General features: G+C 44.9%; 16 protein-coding genes. 11 read left to right on the top strand and 5 right to left on the bottom strand.

Annotation, left to right across the window (positions count from 1 at the left end):
* The first annotated feature begins 272 nt into the window (after positions 1-272).
* The 3 genes from JMX03_RS05950 (at position 273) to JMX03_RS05940 (ending at position 3,876) form a co-directional block, all read left to right on the top strand.
* On the top strand, positions 273-1,541 hold the full coding sequence (locus JMX03_RS05950) for a putative DNA modification/repair radical SAM protein (protein ID WP_201595193.1): 1,269 nt from the start codon (positions 273-275) through the stop codon (positions 1,539-1,541).
* A 9-nt stretch (positions 1,542-1,550) separates the two neighbouring features.
* A complete protein-coding gene (locus tag JMX03_RS05945) occupies positions 1,551-2,423 on the top strand; it encodes a TIGR03915 family putative DNA repair protein (RefSeq protein WP_201595191.1) in 873 nt (290 codons plus the stop codon).
* 112 nt (positions 2,424-2,535) lie between these two features.
* Positions 2,536-3,876, top strand: a complete 1,341-nt coding sequence (locus tag JMX03_RS05940; RefSeq protein ID WP_201574998.1) for a glycosyltransferase — start codon at positions 2,536-2,538, stop codon at positions 3,874-3,876.
* A 94-nt stretch (positions 3,877-3,970) separates the two neighbouring features.
* On the opposite strand, the gene JMX03_RS05935 is transcribed toward JMX03_RS05940, so the two are convergent.
* Together JMX03_RS05935 and JMX03_RS05930 are read right to left on the bottom strand one after the other, a co-directional pair.
* Complete coding sequence (locus JMX03_RS05935; protein ID WP_201595189.1) at positions 3,971-4,690, bottom strand: cupin domain-containing protein; 720 nt, start codon at positions 4,688-4,690, stop codon at positions 3,971-3,973.
* Complete coding sequence (locus JMX03_RS05930) at positions 4,665-5,405, bottom strand: gamma-glutamyl-gamma-aminobutyrate hydrolase family protein (RefSeq protein ID WP_201595187.1); 741 nt, start codon at positions 5,403-5,405, stop codon at positions 4,665-4,667. The genes JMX03_RS05935 and JMX03_RS05930 overlap by 26 nt, the downstream gene beginning before the upstream one ends.
* Before the next feature lie 501 nt (positions 5,406-5,906).
* On the opposite strand from JMX03_RS05930, the gene JMX03_RS05925 reads away from it, so the two are divergent.
* The 7 genes from JMX03_RS05925 to JMX03_RS05900 all read left to right on the top strand — a co-directional run bounded on the left by JMX03_RS05925 (position 5,907) and on the right by JMX03_RS05900 (position 13,970).
* A complete protein-coding gene (locus JMX03_RS05925) occupies positions 5,907-7,250 on the top strand; it encodes a glutamine synthetase family protein (protein ID WP_201595185.1) in 1,344 nt (447 codons plus the stop codon).
* A 1-nt stretch (position 7,251) separates the two neighbouring features.
* Positions 7,252-8,610 (top strand): NAD(P)/FAD-dependent oxidoreductase, encoded by a 1,359-nt coding sequence (locus JMX03_RS05920; RefSeq protein WP_227677755.1) that lies wholly within the window; start codon positions 7,252-7,254, stop codon positions 8,608-8,610.
* A 237-nt stretch (positions 8,611-8,847) separates the two neighbouring features.
* Entirely contained in the window at positions 8,848-10,341 is a 1,494-nt protein-coding gene (locus JMX03_RS05915) for a Na+/H+ antiporter NhaC family protein (RefSeq protein WP_201595183.1), read from the top strand.
* Positions 10,342-10,480: 139 nt separating this feature from the next.
* The gene (locus JMX03_RS05910) at positions 10,481-11,230 is read left to right on the top strand and encodes a nitrilase-related carbon-nitrogen hydrolase (RefSeq protein WP_265090454.1); all 750 of its coding nucleotides are present in this window, start codon (positions 10,481-10,483) and stop codon (positions 11,228-11,230) included.
* Positions 11,172-11,348: a carbon-nitrogen hydrolase family protein gene (locus JMX03_RS15400; protein WP_265090501.1), complete on the top strand. Its 177-nt coding sequence runs from the start codon at positions 11,172-11,174 to the stop codon at positions 11,346-11,348. Before JMX03_RS05910 ends, JMX03_RS15400 begins: the two co-directional genes overlap by 59 nt.
* Positions 11,349-11,404: 56 nt before the next feature.
* Complete coding sequence (gene aguA / locus JMX03_RS05905) at positions 11,405-12,556, top strand: agmatine deiminase (protein WP_201595181.1); 1,152 nt, start codon at positions 11,405-11,407, stop codon at positions 12,554-12,556.
* A gap of 40 nt (positions 12,557-12,596) precedes the next feature.
* Entirely contained in the window at positions 12,597-13,970 is a 1,374-nt protein-coding gene (locus JMX03_RS05900; protein ID WP_201595179.1) for an NAD-dependent succinate-semialdehyde dehydrogenase, read from the top strand.
* Positions 13,971-14,095: 125 nt separating this feature from the next.
* Here the strand turns inward: JMX03_RS05900 and JMX03_RS05895 are convergent, their stop codons facing one another.
* The 3 genes from JMX03_RS05895 to JMX03_RS05885 all read right to left on the bottom strand — a co-directional run bounded on the left by JMX03_RS05895 (position 14,096) and on the right by JMX03_RS05885 (position 18,811).
* Positions 14,096-15,553: an APC family permease gene (locus tag JMX03_RS05895; RefSeq protein WP_201595177.1), complete on the bottom strand. Its 1,458-nt coding sequence runs from the start codon at positions 15,551-15,553 to the stop codon at positions 14,096-14,098.
* A 433-nt stretch (positions 15,554-15,986) separates the two neighbouring features.
* Positions 15,987-17,249, bottom strand: coding sequence for a 4-aminobutyrate--2-oxoglutarate transaminase (gabT, locus tag JMX03_RS05890; protein WP_201595175.1), 1,263 nt, complete (start codon positions 17,247-17,249; stop codon positions 15,987-15,989).
* A 107-nt stretch (positions 17,250-17,356) separates the two neighbouring features.
* Entirely contained in the window at positions 17,357-18,811 is a 1,455-nt protein-coding gene (locus JMX03_RS05885; RefSeq protein WP_201595173.1) for an NAD-dependent succinate-semialdehyde dehydrogenase, read from the bottom strand.
* 304 nt (positions 18,812-19,115) lie between these two features.
* Here JMX03_RS05885 and JMX03_RS05880 point away from each other — a divergent pair, with 304 nt between their 5' ends.
* Positions 19,116-19,886, top strand: coding sequence for an IclR family transcriptional regulator (locus JMX03_RS05880; protein WP_201575008.1), 771 nt, complete (start codon positions 19,116-19,118; stop codon positions 19,884-19,886).
* Positions 19,887-19,920: the final 34 nt, after the last annotated feature.

Raw genomic sequence — 19,920 nt, 5'->3', positions numbered from 1 at the left:
TAAAGATAAAACTGAGGTTGAAACTCAAAAAATATTAAAGTTGATAAAAGGTCTTGTGGGCTAAATATTTAGTCGGCAAGACCTTTTTTTAGTTGGTGATAGCTTTTCATTACTTTGTCATACAGTCGTTTAATCACTCCTTACCAGTAAAACCCTGTATCCACAGTGCGACACTATCTGTCGTGTTATTTTATAAATTATCCTATAGATACAAAGACTTATCGGTTATTTTGCTAAAATAATACCCTATTAACTGATTGTAACTACCACTTATGGCAACCATCAATTATGAACGATTACAAGGCAAGCTCAATATCTTAGCGGATGCTGCTAAGTATGATGTCTCTTGCTCATCCTCTGCTAGCACTCGCAAAAACCAAGGCGGTGGCCTCGGTGACGCCTCCGCAACCGGTATCTGTCACAGCTATACCGAAGATGGTCGCTGCGTTAGCTTGCTGAAAATCCTGCTGACCAATCACTGTATTTATGACTGCGCATACTGCACCTCACGTAAAAGCAATGACACGCCGCGTGCCGCTTTTAGTGTCGAGGAAGTGGTCGATCTAACCATGCAGTTTTATCGCCGCAACTATATCGAAGGATTGTTTCTCAGCTCAGGCATCTTCAAAAGTGGCGACTACACGATGGAGCGCTTGGTGGAAGTGGCAAAGATACTGCGTACTCGTGAGCGCTTCAATGGCTATATCCATCTAAAGACCATCCCCGGCGCTTCAAAAGAATTGCTGTTAGAAGCTGGGCTTTATGCAGACCGTCTTAGCGTCAATATCGAGATTCCCACCAAGTCTGGACTTGCTTTGCTCGCGCCAGAAAAGTCGCATGAGCAATTAAAAGCACCAATGGAGACGGTGAAAGAAGAAATAATTACCATCCGTGAAAGCCGTAAAACGCATAAAAAAGCACCAAAATTCACCCCAGCGGGGCAAACCAGCCAGATGATAGTGGGCGCCAGTAATGAGACCGACTTGCAGGTGATTCAGCTATCGAGTCATTTCTATAAACAGTATGATCTCAAGCGTGTCTATTACTCTGGTTACGTACCGATGCTGTCCGATAGTCGCTTGCCAGCGATTGGCACGCCTGTGCCCATGATACGTGAGAACCGTCTGTATCAAGCCGACTGGCTGATGCGTTTTTATGGTTTTGGCGCACATGAAATTGTAGAGCCAGCATCACCCTTTTTGGATTTGGACTGTGACCCAAAGCTGGCTTGGGCAATTCGTCATCGCGAGCACTTCCCCGTCAATATTCAAACCGCCTCTTATGAGATGATTGTACGCATCCCAGGTATCGGCACTAAGACCGCTAAAAAAATATTAAAAGCACGTAAGTTTAATCAGCTGACCTTTTATCATCTAAAAAAAATGGGTGCTGCGGTCAATCGCGCCAAATACTTCATCGCTACTACAGGTAAAAACGAGCATCTGGCGCATTTAACCCGTGACAACTTTCGCCAATACGTGCTGGCGCAGACCCAGACGAAATATAAAGATCAGCGTAGTGGCCAGTTGGCGTTATTTTAAGGGGATCTTATGTCACAATTGATGCCAAACAATGCCTTTGCAGTCGGAAATATAACGCCCAGTATTGTGCTTTACGAGCCGAGTTTTGAAGGCTGGCTAAGTGCCGTATTTTACATTTATGCGAACCGATTACAAGATGATGAAGCGTTACAGCTGACCGCTCAGGACTGTTATGTACCCTCACTAATAGCCGAGGCGACGAGTGTTGCTACTGATGAAGATAAAGCCGAACGGGTACTAACCAAGTTGAATAAGCTATTAGGTCGCTCAGGTATGCGTAACTTGCTTTGGGGGTTTTTATCTGAAAAAGACAACATCGGCACCACTTTATTTCAAGTAGTGAAGTACGCCATTGACTACCCTAGCCGCCATATTATGCAGGATTTGGGTAATTTAGATGTGCTGGAGCTGGTACAGACGGTCAAGTCTGTCGGTCGTGAGAAGCATCGCATGGAAGCGTTTGTGCGGTTTGAACATACCACTGATGATATCTACTTTGCCCGCGTTGAGCCTGACTTTAATGTATTGCCATTGATTGGCGAGCATTTTCGTCAGCGTTACCAAGATCAGCACTGGGCGATTTATGATGTAACCCGTGGCTATGGTATTTATTATGACAAAAGCCAAAGCACGCCATCGCGTCCTGCTGCTTTGCAAACTATCACTGACCTTGATGATGCCGTCTTGCGTAATCCTGCCAGTATCCATAGCGCGGATGAGCAGCGCTATCAAAAATTCTGGCAAGGATATTTTACCAACGTTAATATAAAAGAGCGTAAAAACCCGCGCTTGTATAAGCAATATCTACCGCAGCGCTATTGGAAATACCTGAGTGAAAAGCAAGTGCTGCCAAATGCCGAGCATCTGCAAAAAAAACGTTAGTGTTGACTGACCTCATTTATTTGTCACAATCAATCAAGCTACAAGGTTGAGTTTTGAGCGCTTTTAATTGACAATAGCAACTTGATATTACTAACCGGTGGCCGACGCTATTATGAAAGTTATGCGCTTACTGTCGTCTTTGAAGCATGATGAATCCGAACGTGGTATTTTTCATCTTGGACGCGCATTGGTCAAAAATGAGCATACCTCCATCATTGTTTCTAGCGCTGATGATGATAATGAGCTGGTCAAACGCTTAGAGCGTGATGGCAATATATATCATCAATTGCATATGTACAAAAAGTCATGGTTATCGCTCCTGCAAGTAGCGCCACTGCGTCACCTTATCGAGCAATACAACCCTGACATTATTCATGTGCATTCGCGCACGCCTGCATGGATATTGCACTTAGCGCTGCGCCGTGCTCGGGTCAACCCTCGCCCAAAGCTGGTCTCAACCATGTATGGCTTTTATTCGATTAATAAGTACTCACAGGCCTTGCTCGATGTCGACACCATCATTACCGTATCAGACAGCGTAACAAACTACCTAGAAAAAGGTCTGAAACGTGAGGGTATCGGTAACAGAGTGATCAAACGTATTTATCGCGGTGTCGATACCCGCCGCTATCCGTATCGGCATAATCCTTCAGTGTATTGGCTGCGGCGCACTTTTGCAGAATACCCTGAGCTTGAGCACAAAAAATGGCTAGTCTTTCCGACTATTATTGGCAACGAATACGGACAAGAATGGTTGATTGATATTTTGGGGAATTTGCAAGAACAGTTTCCTAATATTCACGTCATTATCATGGATGAGGATCTGAGATATGGCGATGTGGCACATGAGGATTTTCGCCAACGAACCAACACGCTTGATCTGTCTGAGCGCATTACCTACGTTGGACAAAAGCGTAATGACATGCGCGAGTGGCTATCTGCAGCGAATATCGTGCTGGCACTTGCCAATCAACCCGAATCGATCGGTATCAACGCGCTGCAAGCTATTCATCTGGGCACGCCAGTGGTTGGCTGGGATCAAGCCGCGTTCAGTGAGATTTTACAGCCTCTGTATCCACAAGGTCTGGTCAAAAAATATAATGCCCAAGCCTTGTGTAAAGTGATCAAAAGTCAGTTGGAGAGCGTTACTCGTCCTGAGATGACTGATAAATTCACCATGCGTGAGATGATCACAGAGACCCTTGCCGTCTATCAAAGCCTCTACGATGAGTCACAAGCACAGCAACAGGCACAAGCAGATGCGGACTCAGTACGCAGAATCAAGAAACACCTAAAGTCTACTGATAGACTCATCAAAACCGAGCCCATTAATCTAAAGAAGAAAAGCCCTCAAATCTCAGAGCGACAAATAGAAAAACCGCCTAAAACAGACGGTTTGGTCAAAAAAGAAAATCTTAAAAACACAGAGAATAAAAATAAGCAAAATAAATAGTACCAATCGCTCGCTTTTATTAGACCTGTATTAGGGCCTGTCATCAATGAGATTATGAGGGTAAAAATATAAATGCTCTAATTGATGGCACACCCTAGTAAGTCGTTGGCGTATGGGCACTGACAATACGCGTTATCGCATCCGTGGGATTGATGAAAGTATGCGGATGATTGGTATCAATCACATAGCTATCACCCTCATTTAGCAGATAAGTAGTGTCTTCAATCCGTATGAGAATTTTACCCTCAATAACCGTCCCTATCTCCTCACCTTCATGAGTGATCTTCTCTTCTGTTGAGCTGTTTGGCTGATACGTCTCTATCAGAAACCCTAAGTTTTTTGTGGTACTACAGTTATACACCTGTTTCAGAGACACCTTACTATTGGGTTCACTCAGCTCTAGCAAATCCTTTGGCGTAACGACCACTCTTGGCCTACGCTCTTTCCACTCATCACTAAAAAACGTCGCCAAATCAGAATCAAGAACCTGCAAAATGGCCTTCAAGGTATTGATAGCAGGACTCACCTTGTTGCGCTCGATAGAGCTGATCGCCGTATTGGTCAGTCCTGCCATTCTTGCCAGCTTACGCTGAGAGTAGCCTTTATCAAGACGCATCTGATTGATTTTTTTGCCGATATCTTCCTCTGCCAGTTCAATCGCCGCAGATACCTGCTGTGCTGGGCTAGAGGTAGACTCACTCTCGTCTACTATACTGATATCGCCGATGCAGCTATCTTCAGTCTCTTGATGGTCGCTACTATCGTCGATGTCAGTATTAGAAATATCGTTATTGCGCTTGGGTTTGGCTGGCATAATGGATGAATTCCGTGAACAAAAACTTGGACAAGTTATCTTGTGCATAATTTAACTCAGGATGCCATTGTACACCAATCATAAACGGATGTTCTAGCAGGCTGATGGCTTCTACCAATCCATCTGGCGCCAACGCTTCGACAAATAACCCCTCACCCACCTTGTTAATCGCTTGCTTATGTAGAGAGTTCACGTGCCACTTATTACCAAAGGTCTGCAACCGGCCATCAGGCTGGATGATAACGTCATGCACTGGCTGATACTGCACTTCAAGTGGTGCACTACTGTCTTCTAAGTGTGGCTCATAGAACCCCTCTACTTCACGCCAATCTGGATGTAGTGTGCCTGCAAAATACACATTCATCTCTTGCAAGCCGCGGCATATCGCCAGTAAAGGAATGTCATGGTTTTTGGCGTGTGCTAACAGTTTAAAGCTCAACTCATCACGACCCAAATCCTCTTTTTCTTCGACATGTGATGCGTTATAACGCGCTGGTGCCACATTACTATAACTGCCTGTTAACAAAATACCATCTACCACTGCTATCAATGCGTCAAAGTTTTCACCTTCGGCAGCGGTATTTGGCAGCAAAATAGGGTTGCCACCATAAAAATGTACTGCATCGATATATTTTTGATATACCGCTTGTGCTGGTTGGCCATCAACCATCTTATGACAGGACACAATGGCAATAATGGGTCTACGATTTTGCATATTATTCTTCCTTGATTGTTACAGTGAACGTTAAAAACTCAAATAATGCGCTGGTTTCAGATGCTATGAGCATCTGTACTAGCCTAAAATCTATCATAACCCATCAATGAATGTAAACTATAAAACTCATTATTATCGGTTACAGGTCAAAATGGCATTTTTTAAGTTTCTTTTTAATATTTCAGATTATAATTGACATATATAGATTTCACTTATATATTGAAAGTCATTAGTAACACAAAAGAAACAATCTGCACACCAAATAGGTTGATAAATAACAATACCAAGCGAGGTTAAGCGCTTGATATTAAGGCATAAATACTGATTTCGATTTTTAAATGACGGTAACGACAATCATGGAAGCTTCGTCAGTTATTTCATTTTTAATCCCTGTATTTACTCCAAGTTTGGCATCAACTTTAAATAACGTGCATCAAAATTAGCAAAACCAATTTTTAAGTTAGAAAACCAATAGTCTGAAAACCAACAGGAAGAATAGACATGACGACAACCAATGGAATGGTCGAATCTGCAAACAACACCGAATATGTATATATTGCAGCAGGTGATATCAATGGCTTACTTCGTGGTAAGCGCATCCCATTTAACCAAATGGATAAAGCAGAAAGCGGCGGCGTACGCTTGCCTTTATCAATTTTAGGTGTCGATATCTGGGGTGCAGATGTCATTGAGTCTTCACAGTCTAATGGTGATATTGATGCCATTGCACGTCCTACTGGGCGCGCAGCATATCCACTCCTTAATACCAGCTCACCCTCATCTCTGTTACCCGTTTGGCTGTATACCGAAGACAACGAGCCTTATTATGGTGACGCCAGACATGTTTTAGATTACATCAGCAAAAGATTCAAAGAGCTTGGACTCACGCCTGTCATGGCAACAGAGCTTGAGTTTTATCTGGTTGACTATACCGAAGGCGAAACTCCTAAACCGCCTATCCGCCCAAAAAGCGGCCTTAGACTCAATAAGACCTCTATTCTAAGCATCAATGATTTATTACAGTTTGATGAGTTTTTAGATGAGATTTATGCTCAGTGCGAAAAACTTGATATCCCTGTTGATGCTGCTTTGGCCGAAAACGGCTGTGGTCAATTCGAGATTAACTTACTGCACGTCGATGACCCCTTAAAAGCTGCGGACGATGCCATATTATTCAAACAAGTCGTCAAATCTGTGGCTGCACGCCGCAAGCTAACCGCCACCTTTATGGCAAAACCGTTTGGCACTCAATCAGGAAACGGCTTTCACGTTCACTGTAGCCTACTGGATAAAGACAGTAACAACGTCTTTGATGACGGGACCGAAGCAGGATCAGACATGCTACGTCATGCGGTCGCTGGTCTATTGGCCACCATGTCAGATTGCACTCTATTGTTTGCCCCACATGTCAATTCTTATCGTCGGTTTACCCCTGGTACGCTTGCGCCCAACAATGTCTCATGGGGCTATGAAAACCGCACCGCTGCCGTCCGTATCCCTGGTGGTGACACCAAAGCGCGCCGTATTGAGCATCGTGTCTCTGGTGCAGATGCCAACCCTTATTTGGTCTGTAGCGCTGTACTAGCAGGCATGCTGTATGGTATCGAAAACAAGCTTGAAGCCCCTGAGCCAATCAACAGCATTACTTATGATGAAGCAAATCTTAAGACCTTGCCTTTAGACTGGCTCTCTGCCATTCGTGAGTTTGAAAACAGCGACTTAATCGACTCACTATTTCCAACCGAGATGATTGAGCTATTAACTGCCGTCAAAAAGCAAGAAGCCAAACGCTTTGCTTTACAAGTAACCAATCTTGAGTACCTCACCTATTTACAGGATGTTTAATATGTCAAATAGCAATGCTACACCACCTATGAGCCCAAGCCGCCAGTCTAATAACAAGCGCAATATTCCGCATTATTCAGACAAAGGACAATACCCTGATAGCTATTATGCTGCCAGTCGCAACCCTAAGCCTGATAGACCTACCCTAGAGAATGATATCCAAGCTGAGATTTGTGTGGTTGGTGGTGGATATAGCGGCCTATCAGCGGCGCTGCATCTAATCGAGACGGATCATGAAGTCGTCGTGCTTGAAGGCGCACAAATCGGTTGGGGTGCATCCGGTCGCAATGGCGGTCAAATCGTCAACGGTCTGAATGCAAGTTTGCAAAAGATCAAAAAGTCTTATGGACAAGACAATGCAGACTTTGTCGGTCAATTAGTCACTCGCGGTGGCAAGATTATTCGCCGTTTTATTAGCGATTATAATATCGACTGCGATCTCAAAGAAAAGAACATCTTTGCCGCTTTGAATAATGGCCAGTTAAAAGACTTACAAGAGACCCATGCCCTGTGGGAAAGTCACGGCATGCATGATCGAGAGATGCTAGACAAAGCTGGCATTCAAGAGCACATAAAAACCGATGCCTATGTGGGCGGAATCATAGATCACTCAGGCGGGCACTTTCATCCGCTAAATCTTGCGCTTGGCGAGGCTGTTGCTGTTGAGCAAGGTGGTGGTACTATTTATGAAAATACGCTAGTCGTCGATGTCGAATATGCTGACGACTCAATCAAAATCATCACCGAGTTTGGCAGTGTGACATGTAAGCAGGCCATCATTTGTGGCAACGCTTATCTGAATAAAGTCATCCCAAAACTGACCGATCGGGTGATGCCAGTGTCTACTCAAATCATCGCCACCGAGCCTCTAGGAGACTTGGCAGACCAGCTACTTCCGACTGACGTCTGTGTCGAGGATGTGCGCTATATCCTTGATTATTATCGCCTCTCTGCAGACAAGCGCATGTTATTCGGCGGGGGCACTGTCTATGGCGGTCAAGATCCAGCAGATATCACTGCCAAAATCAGACCCAATATGAATAAGATTTTCCCAGAGCTACGTGACGTCAAGATTGACTATGCGTGGAGTGGTAACTTTGCCTTGTCTTTTTCTCGCGTACCACAAATGGGCAAACTCCATGACAGGGTTTATTTCGCCCACGGATATAGTGGCCATGGCGTGACAGGCTCGCATTTATTTGGACAAATATTAGCTGACGCCATCAATGGTAATACGGCAGAGTTTGATACTTTTACAAAGATTCCGTGGATACCTTTCCCAGGTGGCCGCGCCTTGCGAGTACCTTACTCTATGATGGGCTCATGGTGGTATGCGCTAAAAGATCGCACGGGAATGTAATCTTTCCTGTTACCCGCTGCGTGGCTGCGCAGCTTTATTAAAAAATTTAGAGAGGATTTCATTAGAAACACGCCCTAGAAACATGCTTATTAGATAGAGATTTTACTTTGAGGATAGGTGTCAGAGTACGCCTTCACAACAATGGATTGTTGTTAATAGCTCGATAGACAGTCAAACCGTGACTGTCTATCAAGCAATAATCTTAAAAAAAACTATAGTTTTACAGGGAGCGTAACTATGAACATGAAACTCACTGATGCTGTCAAAGATCAGTATCATAACAAGCGAGTATTTTTAACCCTAATAGTCGCAGTGGCTATTTATTTTGCTTTTACCTGGATGTCTCTTAGCCGCGATAGTACTGAGTCTTGGGGCGCCCTATCACTACTACCAACCTTACTGGTACTAGTCACTGCCATTATCTCTAGACGTCCATTTGAATCCATGATAGCCGGCTGTGTCGCCGGCCTAGTCATGCTTAATCCCTTTGATCTGATTTCTCCTTTTGCTGACAACATGTCGATGGTACTGGGTAATGAAACCATTATCTGGATTGTCCTTGTTTGTGGTTTGATGGGTGGTCTTATTCAGCTACTTGAAATCAGTGGCTGTCTAGACGGCTTTAGTGAATGGCTACAAAAAGTCATCAAGTCGCGTCGGCAGTCATTGCTAGCAACTTTTGGTTTGGGTGTTGTCGTTTTCATTGATGATTATTTGAACTGCTTGGCAGTTTCGACCTCGGTCAAAAAGCTGACTGACGTATATAACGTCTCACGCGAAAAGCTGGCCTACATTGTCGATTCAACTGCAGCACCGATGTGTATCATCGTGCCTATCTCTACTTGGGCGGTATACTTCGCTGGTCTGTTAGAAGAGAACGGCGTCGCTGGAGACGGTGAAGGCATTGGGCTTTATATCAGCGCCATTCCTTTTATGGCCTATGCTTGGTTTGCACTTATCATTGTATTCCTAGTGGCTTACGGCATCTTAGGTGATTGGGGCCCAATGAAGAAAGCTGAGGCTCGCGCCAAAGCTGGCAACCCTGTTCCTGAAGCGTTCGTAGAAGAGCAATTGGTCTCAAACGTCAAAGCAAAACGCAAACTATCATTCAAAGCCAATATTATGAACTTTGCTTTTCCAATGATTTTGCTGATTATTTCAACCGTTTATTTTGAGATTGATCTGTTACGTGGTGCATTACTGACTTGTTTTGTGACCGTTGTTGTCTATTGGGCACAGGGCATTCTGAGCTTTGAGACTCAAGTTGAAGCCATTTTTAAAGGCTTTAAAGTCATGTTATATCCACTATCAACTGTCGTTGGTGGATTCTTTCTAAAAGCCATCAATGATGAGCTAGGCATGACCACCTATGTTATTGATTCCATCACTCCTTATATGACTATCATCATTTTCCCTGCGGTGATTTTTGCTGTCATGGCTTTCTTAACCTTCGCAACTTCATCAAGCTGGGGTCTATACGTCCTTGCCATGCCGATTGTATTTCCAATCTCGTTGGCGCTTGGCGTAAGCACTCCCCTCATGATTGGTGCGTTGTTGTCTGCCTCTTCATTTGGTAGTCATGCGTGCTTCTTTAGTGATTCATCATTACTAGCAGCGCAGGGTACAGGGTGTTCACCCATGCGGCATGCCTTTACGCAGTTCCCCTATGCGATGCTCGGTGCGGTACTGTCCGTCGTGACCTTCTTAGCTTTGGGTTATATGATGGCTTAAGTATAACTTAGCCTTATTACCAAACCGTTCGTTACATTATGGGCAATTACTGATGAGTAGTTGCCCATTGCTAACTGTCCAACACCTTTTTTTTGTTTGACATTACTTATTCGTATTCGCTACTAAAAGGATTTAGATTATGCGCACCGTAACCGTTGCTACAACCCAAATGACTTGCAGTTGGGACAAACAACAAAATATTGATACCGCTACCGATTTGGTCACTCAAGCTGCCAAAGCTGGTGCCAATATCATCTTGCTCCAAGAGTTGTTTGAGACTCCTTACTTCTGCCAAGTCCATGATTTTGATTATTTTAAGCTTGCTACCTCAGTAGCAGACAATACTGCCATTCAACATTTCAAAAAGTTGGCTAAAGAGCTAGAAGTGGTACTACCCATCAGCTTTTATGAAAAATCAGGTAATACTTTTTTTAATAGTGTCACCATAATCGATGCTGATGGCGAAATACTGGGCACTTATCGTAAAACTCATATACCAGATGGCATTCCTTATGCCGAAAAATTTTACTTTACCCCTGGAGATACTGGCTTTAAGGTTTGGCAAACCAAGTACGCCAAGATTGGTGTCGGTATCTGCTGGGATCAGTGGTTCCCTGAATGTGCGCGCAGTATGGCGCTAATGGGTGCAGAGATATTGTTTTACCCGACCGCGATTGGCGATGAGCCAACATTGGACATCGACTCAAAGGCACATTGGCAGCGTTGTATGCAAGGTCATGCAGCAGCCAACCTAATGCCAGTCGTTGCTTCTAATCGTATCGGCGCAGAAACCATCACGCACCAAGGCCATGACAGCACAGTACAATTCTATGGTGGCTCTTTTATCACTGATGGTCGCGGCGAGATACTACAAGAAGCATGCCGATAAAAATGAGTTTATAAACGTCACCTTTGACTTGGACAAGCTGGCTATCGAGCGCCGCCAATGGGGCGTCTTCCGTGACCGTCGCCCATCCATGTATGGAACCTTACTGACGCATGGCTGATATACAGCTCAGTCCTAAATATAAATTAAAACTATTATTTTGATAAGGTTATTTATATGTCTACAGAAAATACAGAGTCATTTAAAGAGCCATCTAACCTGCTAATCACAGACTCAACTCCGATTGATGACGGTTTTTATATGCCAGCGGAGTTTGCGCCAATACAAAAAGTATGGATGGTATGGCCATACCGCGCTGATAACTGGCGCCAGCAAGCCCTGCCAGCCAAAGCAGCTTACGCGGCAGTGGCTATGGCGATCCAGCCCTTTGCGCAGGTTGCCGTTTTAGTCATTGCTGATGACTATCAAGCGTGCCGCGACAGCCTGCCTGATGATATCGAAGTCATCTCTCTGCCAAGCAATGATGCTTGGGCACGTGATATTGTGCCGACGTTTTTGATTAATGATAGCGGCGAGCTACGCGCTTGTGATTGGACTTTCAATGCATGGGGCGGCGATTATGATGGGCTGTATACACCTTGGGATGACGATGATAGGCTGGCTGCCCGCTTATGTGAGTACCTTGGCATTAAACGCTACCGTACTGATGGCTTTGTGATGGAAGGCGGTGCGTTTCATGTCGATGGCGAAGGCACGATACTGACCACCCGCATGTGTTTGCTCAGTCCAGGACGTAATCCACATCTTACCGAGCGCCAAATTGAAGACAAGCTCAAAGCTTATCTTAATGCTCAAAAAGTGCTATGGATTGATGACGGCATTGATCCTGATGAAACTACCGGTCATATCGATGATATTGCCTGCTTTGCCCGACCTGGCGAGGTGGTTTGCTTATTTACTGAAGACCCTGAACATCCTTTTTATGAGGCGACGCAAAAAGCTTATCAACAGCTTTCTAACATGACAGATGCACAAGGCAGACGTTTGAAAGTCCATAAGCTATGCTGTACTAAACATCCAGTGACTTTGCCTGACAATTATGACACTGTGCAGTCTGATGATGCCAAGGCTCGCCGCACTGGTGATATTTGTATCGCCTCTTACGCCAATTTTTTGATTTGTAATGACGCTATCATTGTGCCGCAATACGATGATATAAATGACAGCTTAGCAATCGCGCAGCTTGAAAAAGTCTTTCCTCAGCATCAGGTAGTTGGGGTACGTACCAAAGAGATTGTCTTTGGTGGTGGTAATATTCATTGTATTACTCAGCAGCAGCCCGCAGTTAAAAAATGCACTAATTCATGAAAGTATAACCAAAAACGGATTTTGACCCTAAGGAATATTTATGAGCGATTATCAAGTTAACAACCCAGCCACTGGCGAAGTAGAAGCCACCTATCCTACTGCCAGCGACAATGATATCCAGCAGGTGATTGAGCTTGCTGATAGCGCCTATCAAGACTGGCGTCAGGTAGCGCTTAGTGAGCGCAGTGCCATCCTCCATAAGATTGCTGATATCTATCTTGAGCGTAAAGACGAGCTGGCACGTATCATGACTGCGGAGATGGGAAAGCCTGTTGCCCAAGGCAAGGGTGAGCTTGGTCTGGTTGCTGAGATCTTTCGCTATTATGCGGACAATGCTGAACAGCTATTGGCACCTGACAGAATCGAAGTGGATACAGGCTCAGCCTCTGTACAAAAACTGCCTGTTGGCGTGCTACTAGGTATCATGCCGTGGAACTATCCCCATTATCAAGTCGCTCGCTTCGTTGCGCCAAACTTTATGGTAGGTAACACCATCATCCTAAAGCATGCGCCGCAGTGCCCGAAAACAGCAGAAATCATCGTTGAGATCTTCGAAGCAGCAGGCTTGCCTGATGGCGTTTATAACAATGTGTTTGCCACCAACGATCAAGCGGCAACCATCATCAAAGACAGCCGCGTACAGGGCGTGTCTTTGACTGGCTCTGAGCGTGCTGGACAAGCAGTCGCCAAAGTAGCTGGCGACGCACTCAAAAAAGTCGTCTTAGAGCTTGGCGGCTCGGATGCGTTCATCGTCGCAGCAGATGCTGATATTGAACTGGCTATCAAAGGTGCCATCTCTGGACGCTTTGGCAATACAGGACAAGCCTGTAACGCAGCTAAGCGCCTTATCGTCGTTGACTCTGTCTACGACACGTTCGTCGAGGGCTTCACTGATGCTGTACGCTCGATGACCTTGGCGGATCCATTAGATGATAAAACCACGATCGGTCCAATGTCATCAAAAGCGGCAGCGCAGGGTCTGCAGCAACAGCTCGATAGCGCAGTACAAGCTGGTGCTAACGTTTTAGTCGAGGGCGGTCTACTAAAAGATAAGCCTGGTGCTTGGTTTGCACCCGCTGTACTGGCCGATGTTGATGACTCAATGGACGTCTATCGTCAGGAGTTATTTGGACCTGTCGCTGTCGTCTACAAAGCTCGTGATGTAGAGCATGCTATTAAGATTGCTAACGATGTACCATATGGTCTTGGCGCTTCAGTCCAAACGCAAGACCCAGCTTTGGCAGCAGACATCGCAAACAAACTAGAGGTCGGCATGGTAACGATCAACGCCCCGTCTGGCAGTGAAGCCAACACTCCGTTTGGTGGAGTTAAATGCTCAGGATTTGGTCGTGAGCTGGGTACGCTTGGTATCACAGAATTCTTAAATCATAAGCTGATTCGTGATATGTCTTAATTGATATTGGCACAGCTCTCATTCAGAAAAAAGAAAGCCTAACGTCCAACGTTAGGCTTTCTTTTTATTTAGAATTTTCTAATTCACTTTATACAAGCGAATTTCTATTCATTGCTTTCTATAAACTACTTTTTATAAGGGTTATCCTTCACCCACTGCTGATTGATGACTTTGAGCCCCTCTAACTCCTCATCCATGACCTTCTTACTCATCCCTGGATTTTTCATGGATTCATAAGCGAAGAATACAATCCCCAATGCTGTCCAGCCAAGGAATATTAACCACTCAAGACCACTAAGTGCCGCTGGCATACCAGGTAAGTACAGAACAAACAAGCCCAATCCAAGTACGATAGCAATCATCCCGACGATTTTACCTTGCGGTATTCTAAAAGGACGTACCATCTCAGGCTCACGATAGCGCAATACCAAAAATGACACTGCTACCAAAGTATAAGCAATGACCACGCCGAAACCACCAGCAGTCACAATCCATACCAACATCTTACGGCCAAATAACGGCGCAAGCGTTGCCAAACCACCAATAAATAAAATAGCGTTGATTGGTGTCTTATGCACAGGATGCAGTTTACCTAAAAACGCCGGCAACATATGAGTCTTAGACATCGCATATAGTAAGCGACTACCCCCAATTAAGAAGGCATTCCAGCTCGACATAATACCGAGTACACCGCCAATCACCAGTAAAACACCTGCCCATCTACCCTGCCATGCACTTTCCATCGCATCAGCCGTTGCCAAAGTAGAGGTTTCTGCCAATGCCATGGGTAGCGTTACCCCGACACTCCAGATGACGCCCACATACCACATCACAGCCACAATCAAGGCAATAATCAAAAACTCACCAATGTTGGGGCGGGTTAAATCTATCTCTTCAGCTGCTTGCGGAATGACATCAAAGCCGACAAACATAAAGGGCACCATCACAATAACCCCTGCGATAGCAGCAGCAACACCAGAGAAGCCTTCACCAACAAAAGCTGGCGATAGCTCAGTATTGGTCGCCTCAGGGTTAAACAACACCGCACCTATAAACAGTAACGTTCCAACAAATAAAATCCCAGCTACTGCGGTCTTTTGGAACCAAGCGCTGACCTCCATCCCCCGGGTATTCAGCCAAGTGACCAATACTGAGCCCGCCATACCGACGGCTGCCCAAGTCGCATACACCTCGTAGCCAGCGACTGACCATAAATAGCCCTGATTATAGTTAGGAATCAGGTACTCAACCACTGTGGGTAGCGCCACGGCCTCAAAGGCCACTACTGACAAATAACCAAACAACATGCTCCATGAGCATATAAAGGAGATATTAACCCCCAGCGCTCGGTGGGTATATGTATGCTCACCGCCAGTCACTGGCATGGAGGCAATCAGCTCAGCATAAGTGATACCGATCATGATTACTATCAGACCGCCAATAACGAACGCCGTCATAGCACCCCAAGTACCCGCTGAAAACACCCAACCACCAGCCAGTACTACCCAGCCCCAGCCAACCATAGCCCCGAATGCTAAGGCAATAATATCGACTACCCCTAGCGATTTTTTCATTACAGACATAACCTACTCCTTGTCCAAGTTTCGTCCATGTTAACCCTCTACTCTTTTTGGGTTAAGTTGGTTTTTATTTAGCTTACGATTTATTTTTTATTAAATATCATTTTATTAGAGCGTATCCTCATATTTGCCTGTCGCTACCTGTAATATAGTGTTTCAACATCTTACTCATGTATGTAGCAACAAAAAACTGACACTATACAGAGTAAACCGATAAACATATTTATGTCACTTATATTCGACATTAATTCAGTATTTTTATCAAAAACCAAGATGCCATAAAAAGTGTTTGTTTGGCATTGTTGAAATCAGAAAACAAAAACGGCGCCCTGTGATACAAGGCGCCGTTGTCATTTACTTACTTAGAGCGAGTACCATAAGAGCAGCCTTGTTGTAGTCAAACAACCTTTTAAACAAAACGATGTTTGATTAAAAGTTAAGCCGTCAAAATACCTTTGATAATATCTAGGCCTTCTTGTAGCACTTCATCTTGGACAGTCAACGGCACCATTACCCGAATGGCATTACCATGCATACCGCAAGAGGCTAACAGTAGACCCTGCTCAAACGCTTTTGCTTTTAGATTAGCCGTTGCATCCGTGTCTGGCTTACCTTCGCTATCGATCAGCTCAAACGCAAGCATTGCACCTTTATGGCGGATATGACCGATACTGCCTAGATTTAAGTCTTTTAAGAACGAGGCAATTTTATCGCCAATCTCAACACTACGCTCAAGTAGGTTTTCTTCTTCAATCACTTCCATGACTGCCAATGCAGCGACACAAGCAAGCGGGTTGCCAGAATAAGTACCACCTAGACCACCAACTTGTGGAGCATCCATGATGTCAGCACGGCCGATAACAGCAGAGATAGGATAGCCACCCGCCAAGCTCTTAGCGCTGGTCATAAGATCAGGCTCAACACCCAACTGCTCACTGGCAAACAAAGTACCGGTACGGGCAAAACCACACTGTACTTCGTCAAAAATGAGTACGATACCGTGCTCATCACAGATTTCGCGTAAAGATTTAGCAAATGATGGTGTCACTTGATGGAAACCACCCTCTCCTTGTACTGGCTCGATAATCATCGCCGCCACTTCACTAGGATCGATATCCGCTTGGAAGATCATCTCAAGGCTATGTAGCGCCTGCGCTTCTGTTACATTCAGCTCTTCAGCTGGGAATAGCGCATGGAATACAGGACCTGGCATAGGGCCAAAGTTCTTTTTGTATGGCAACACTTTACCAGTCAAGCTCATGCACATGAGGGTACGACCATGCCAGCCACCAACGAAAGAGATGACACCTGGGCGGCCTGTCTTCGCACGTGCAATCTTGATACAGTTTTCGACTGCTTCAGCGCCAGTGGTTAAGAAAAACGCCTTTTTGTCACCACTGATAGGTGATTTTTCGCAAAGCTTTTCTGCAAGATCTACATAGCACTCGTAGTTGATCATTTGTGCAGCAGTATGGGTAAACTTATCTAGCTGTTCATGTACACGCTGGGTAATCTTTGGATGGCTGTGACCCGTGTTTAATACCGAAATACCACCAACAAAGTCGATATAGCGATTGCCTTCCACATCCCAAACTTCTGAGTTCTGTGCTTTTTCGGCAAAGACAGGAAAAGCAACACCAAGTCCTGTTGGTAAGACAGCTTTACGGCGCTCGAGTAATGATTGATTAGTAGTAGTCATAAGAATGTCCTTTTCTCTTTTTTAACGTAAGTGCCAATTATTGAGTGGCGATTTATCTAAAAAGTATTAGATGTTGAGTGATGTTACATTTACGTAGAACACAAAAACTAGCTGATGTCAGAGCACCAGTACTTGGTCACAACATACTCTTCGAGACCGTATTTTGAGCCTTCACGGCCAAAGCCAGATTGCTTCACGCCGCCAAATGGTGCGACTTCGGTAGAAATCAAACCTGTATTATGACCAATGATGCCGTACTCAAGGCCTTCAGAAACGCGCCATGAGCGGGCATAATCGCCACTATAGAAGTAAGCGGCTAGGCCATAAATAGTATCGTTGGCCTTACGAATGACTTCTTCTTCATCCTTAAAAGTAAAGATGGTGGCAATAGGACCAAAGATTTCTTCGTGCGCAATATCCATATCACTACTAATATCAGTGATGACGGTTGGATTGTAGGTCAGCTCTGATGCGCTGTTCGTACTACCGCCAGCAACCAGATTAGCGCCTTTATCCAATGCATCTTTTAATAAGGCTTGCACTTTTTCTAAGGCTTTTTGGTTGATGAGAGGACCGATATCAATACCTTCTTCCAAACCATTACCGACGTTAAGCTCAGCGACTTTTTTGACAAATATATTTAAAAACTCATCTTTAATGCTGTCTTGAACATACACACGGTTGGCACAAACACAGGTTTGACCAGCGTTACGATATTTGGAAGCGATTAAGCCTTCAGCCGCTTTTTCAAGATCGGCATCATCAAAGACGATGAAAGGTGCGTTGCCGCCGAGCTCTAGTGACAATTTTTTGACGGTTGGCGCACATTGAGCCATCAAAGTACGACCCACTTCGGTGGAGCCTGTAAACGATAGCTTCTGAATGCGAGCATCGCCCGTGAGGATATCGCCGATGGTTGATGACTTACCAGTGACGACTTGGATGACGCCTGCTGGAATACCCGCTTGCTCGGCCAATGCGCCCAATGCCAAAGCTGAAAATGGCGTTTCGGTTGCCGGTTTAATAATCATCGTACAGCCGGCCGCGAGCGCCGGAGCAGCTTTACGAGTGATCATGGCTGATGGGAAGTTCCAAGGCGTAATGGCCGCACAAACACCGACTGGCTGCTTGAGAATGACATGACGCAGTTGTGATTTGTTGGCCGGAATAACATCGCCGTATACGCGTTTGCCTTCTTCTGCAAACCAGCGGATAAAGCTATTGGCATAACCAATCTCACCGCGCGACTCGCCTAAAGGCTTACCTTGCTCAGCCGTCATAATGATAGCCAGATCTTCTTTATTAGCATCGATAAGATCTGCCCATTTTTGCAATAGATCTGCGCGCTCTTGCGCAGTCTTGGCAGCCCATGCTGCTTGCACTTCATGAGCATAGGCGACAGCGTCATCGACGTCTTGTTTGGTCAGGCTTGGCACAGTACCGATGATATCGCCATTAAACGGATTGCTCACGTCAATAGTAGCGGCGTCACTGGCAGCGTGCCAGCCGTCTTTGATTAGACACTGTTGTTTGATGAGATCTTGGTTTGATAGCTTTAGCATATCAACACTCCTTGTCGGTAAGCTTGGCGGTTATGAGGGTCATTGGAATCTACAATTATTTCATCAACGATATTTATTATGGCGTTCATAAGCGGTTTTCATAAACATCTTTGATAAAACCTTTCATTCATATATAACTATTGATAATTATATATCTGTTCAATATACTGAACACTAATTCCATATAAGAGACATCATTATAGGAATGATATGCTACTATTTGCAACCCTTATTACGGCTTTATTTGTCTTTTTGTGCATTATTTTGCACATTTATTATTTCACCCTCTTCATATAGGTAACTTATGACTGCGACTACGGTACCAGCACTGGACAAAACCTTTCAAATTTTAGACTTAATTACGGCGTCATCGCAGCCATTGACAGCCGCACAGGTTGCTAAGGAGTTGGATCTGCCACGGAGCTCCACTCACAATATCCTACAGAGCTTACTGGGCAAGCACGTCATCTATAAAGACAACGACGGTCGTTTTCATTTGGGCTCATATCTACTGTACTGGGCAGGTGAGTATGAGCGTCAACAAGGGGTGATACAGTTATTTAAAGATCTTATTTTGCAGTATCCTGTTCTGCTTCAGCATACTGTCACATTATCGAAGTTGGATTTGGGTGAGGTGGTGTTTTTGGCATGTCATGAAGCCCCTGCGCCACTTGGTTTTACCTTCCGTGCCGGGGTGCGCGTGCCTGCTGTGTTTTCGGCAACGGGCAAAGCCATGCTCTCTACTCTGTCGAACCACACCATCGAATCTTTGTACGAAGGCGAGTTTCCTGAGCCGATCACCTCTAACGGTGTCAACAGCTTTGAAGCCTTGTCTGATGAATTAAGTGCGATTCATAATAGCCGTATCTCGCTCGATGACGGACAACTGCGTGATGGCATGTATTGCTTAGGTACTTATATTCGTAACGCTTCAGGCAATGCGATTGCAGGCATGGCAGTCAGCTTTTTGCAGGCAGAATACGAGTCTAAATATGAAGAAGTCAGTACCGCGCTCATCGAGCTGGCAGAACAAATCGAACAACGCTTGGGCTTTATTAGTGCTCAATCCGCTTAGCTAAAAAACAAACAGCCAAAAAATAAGCAGGCCG

It is taken from the genome of Psychrobacter fulvigenes (assembly GCF_904846155.1).
Lineage (GTDB): Bacteria > Pseudomonadota > Gammaproteobacteria > Pseudomonadales > Moraxellaceae > Psychrobacter > Psychrobacter fulvigenes.
Note: the sequence above shows the minus strand (reverse complement) of the source record. Positions and strands in the feature narration are given on the sequence as shown.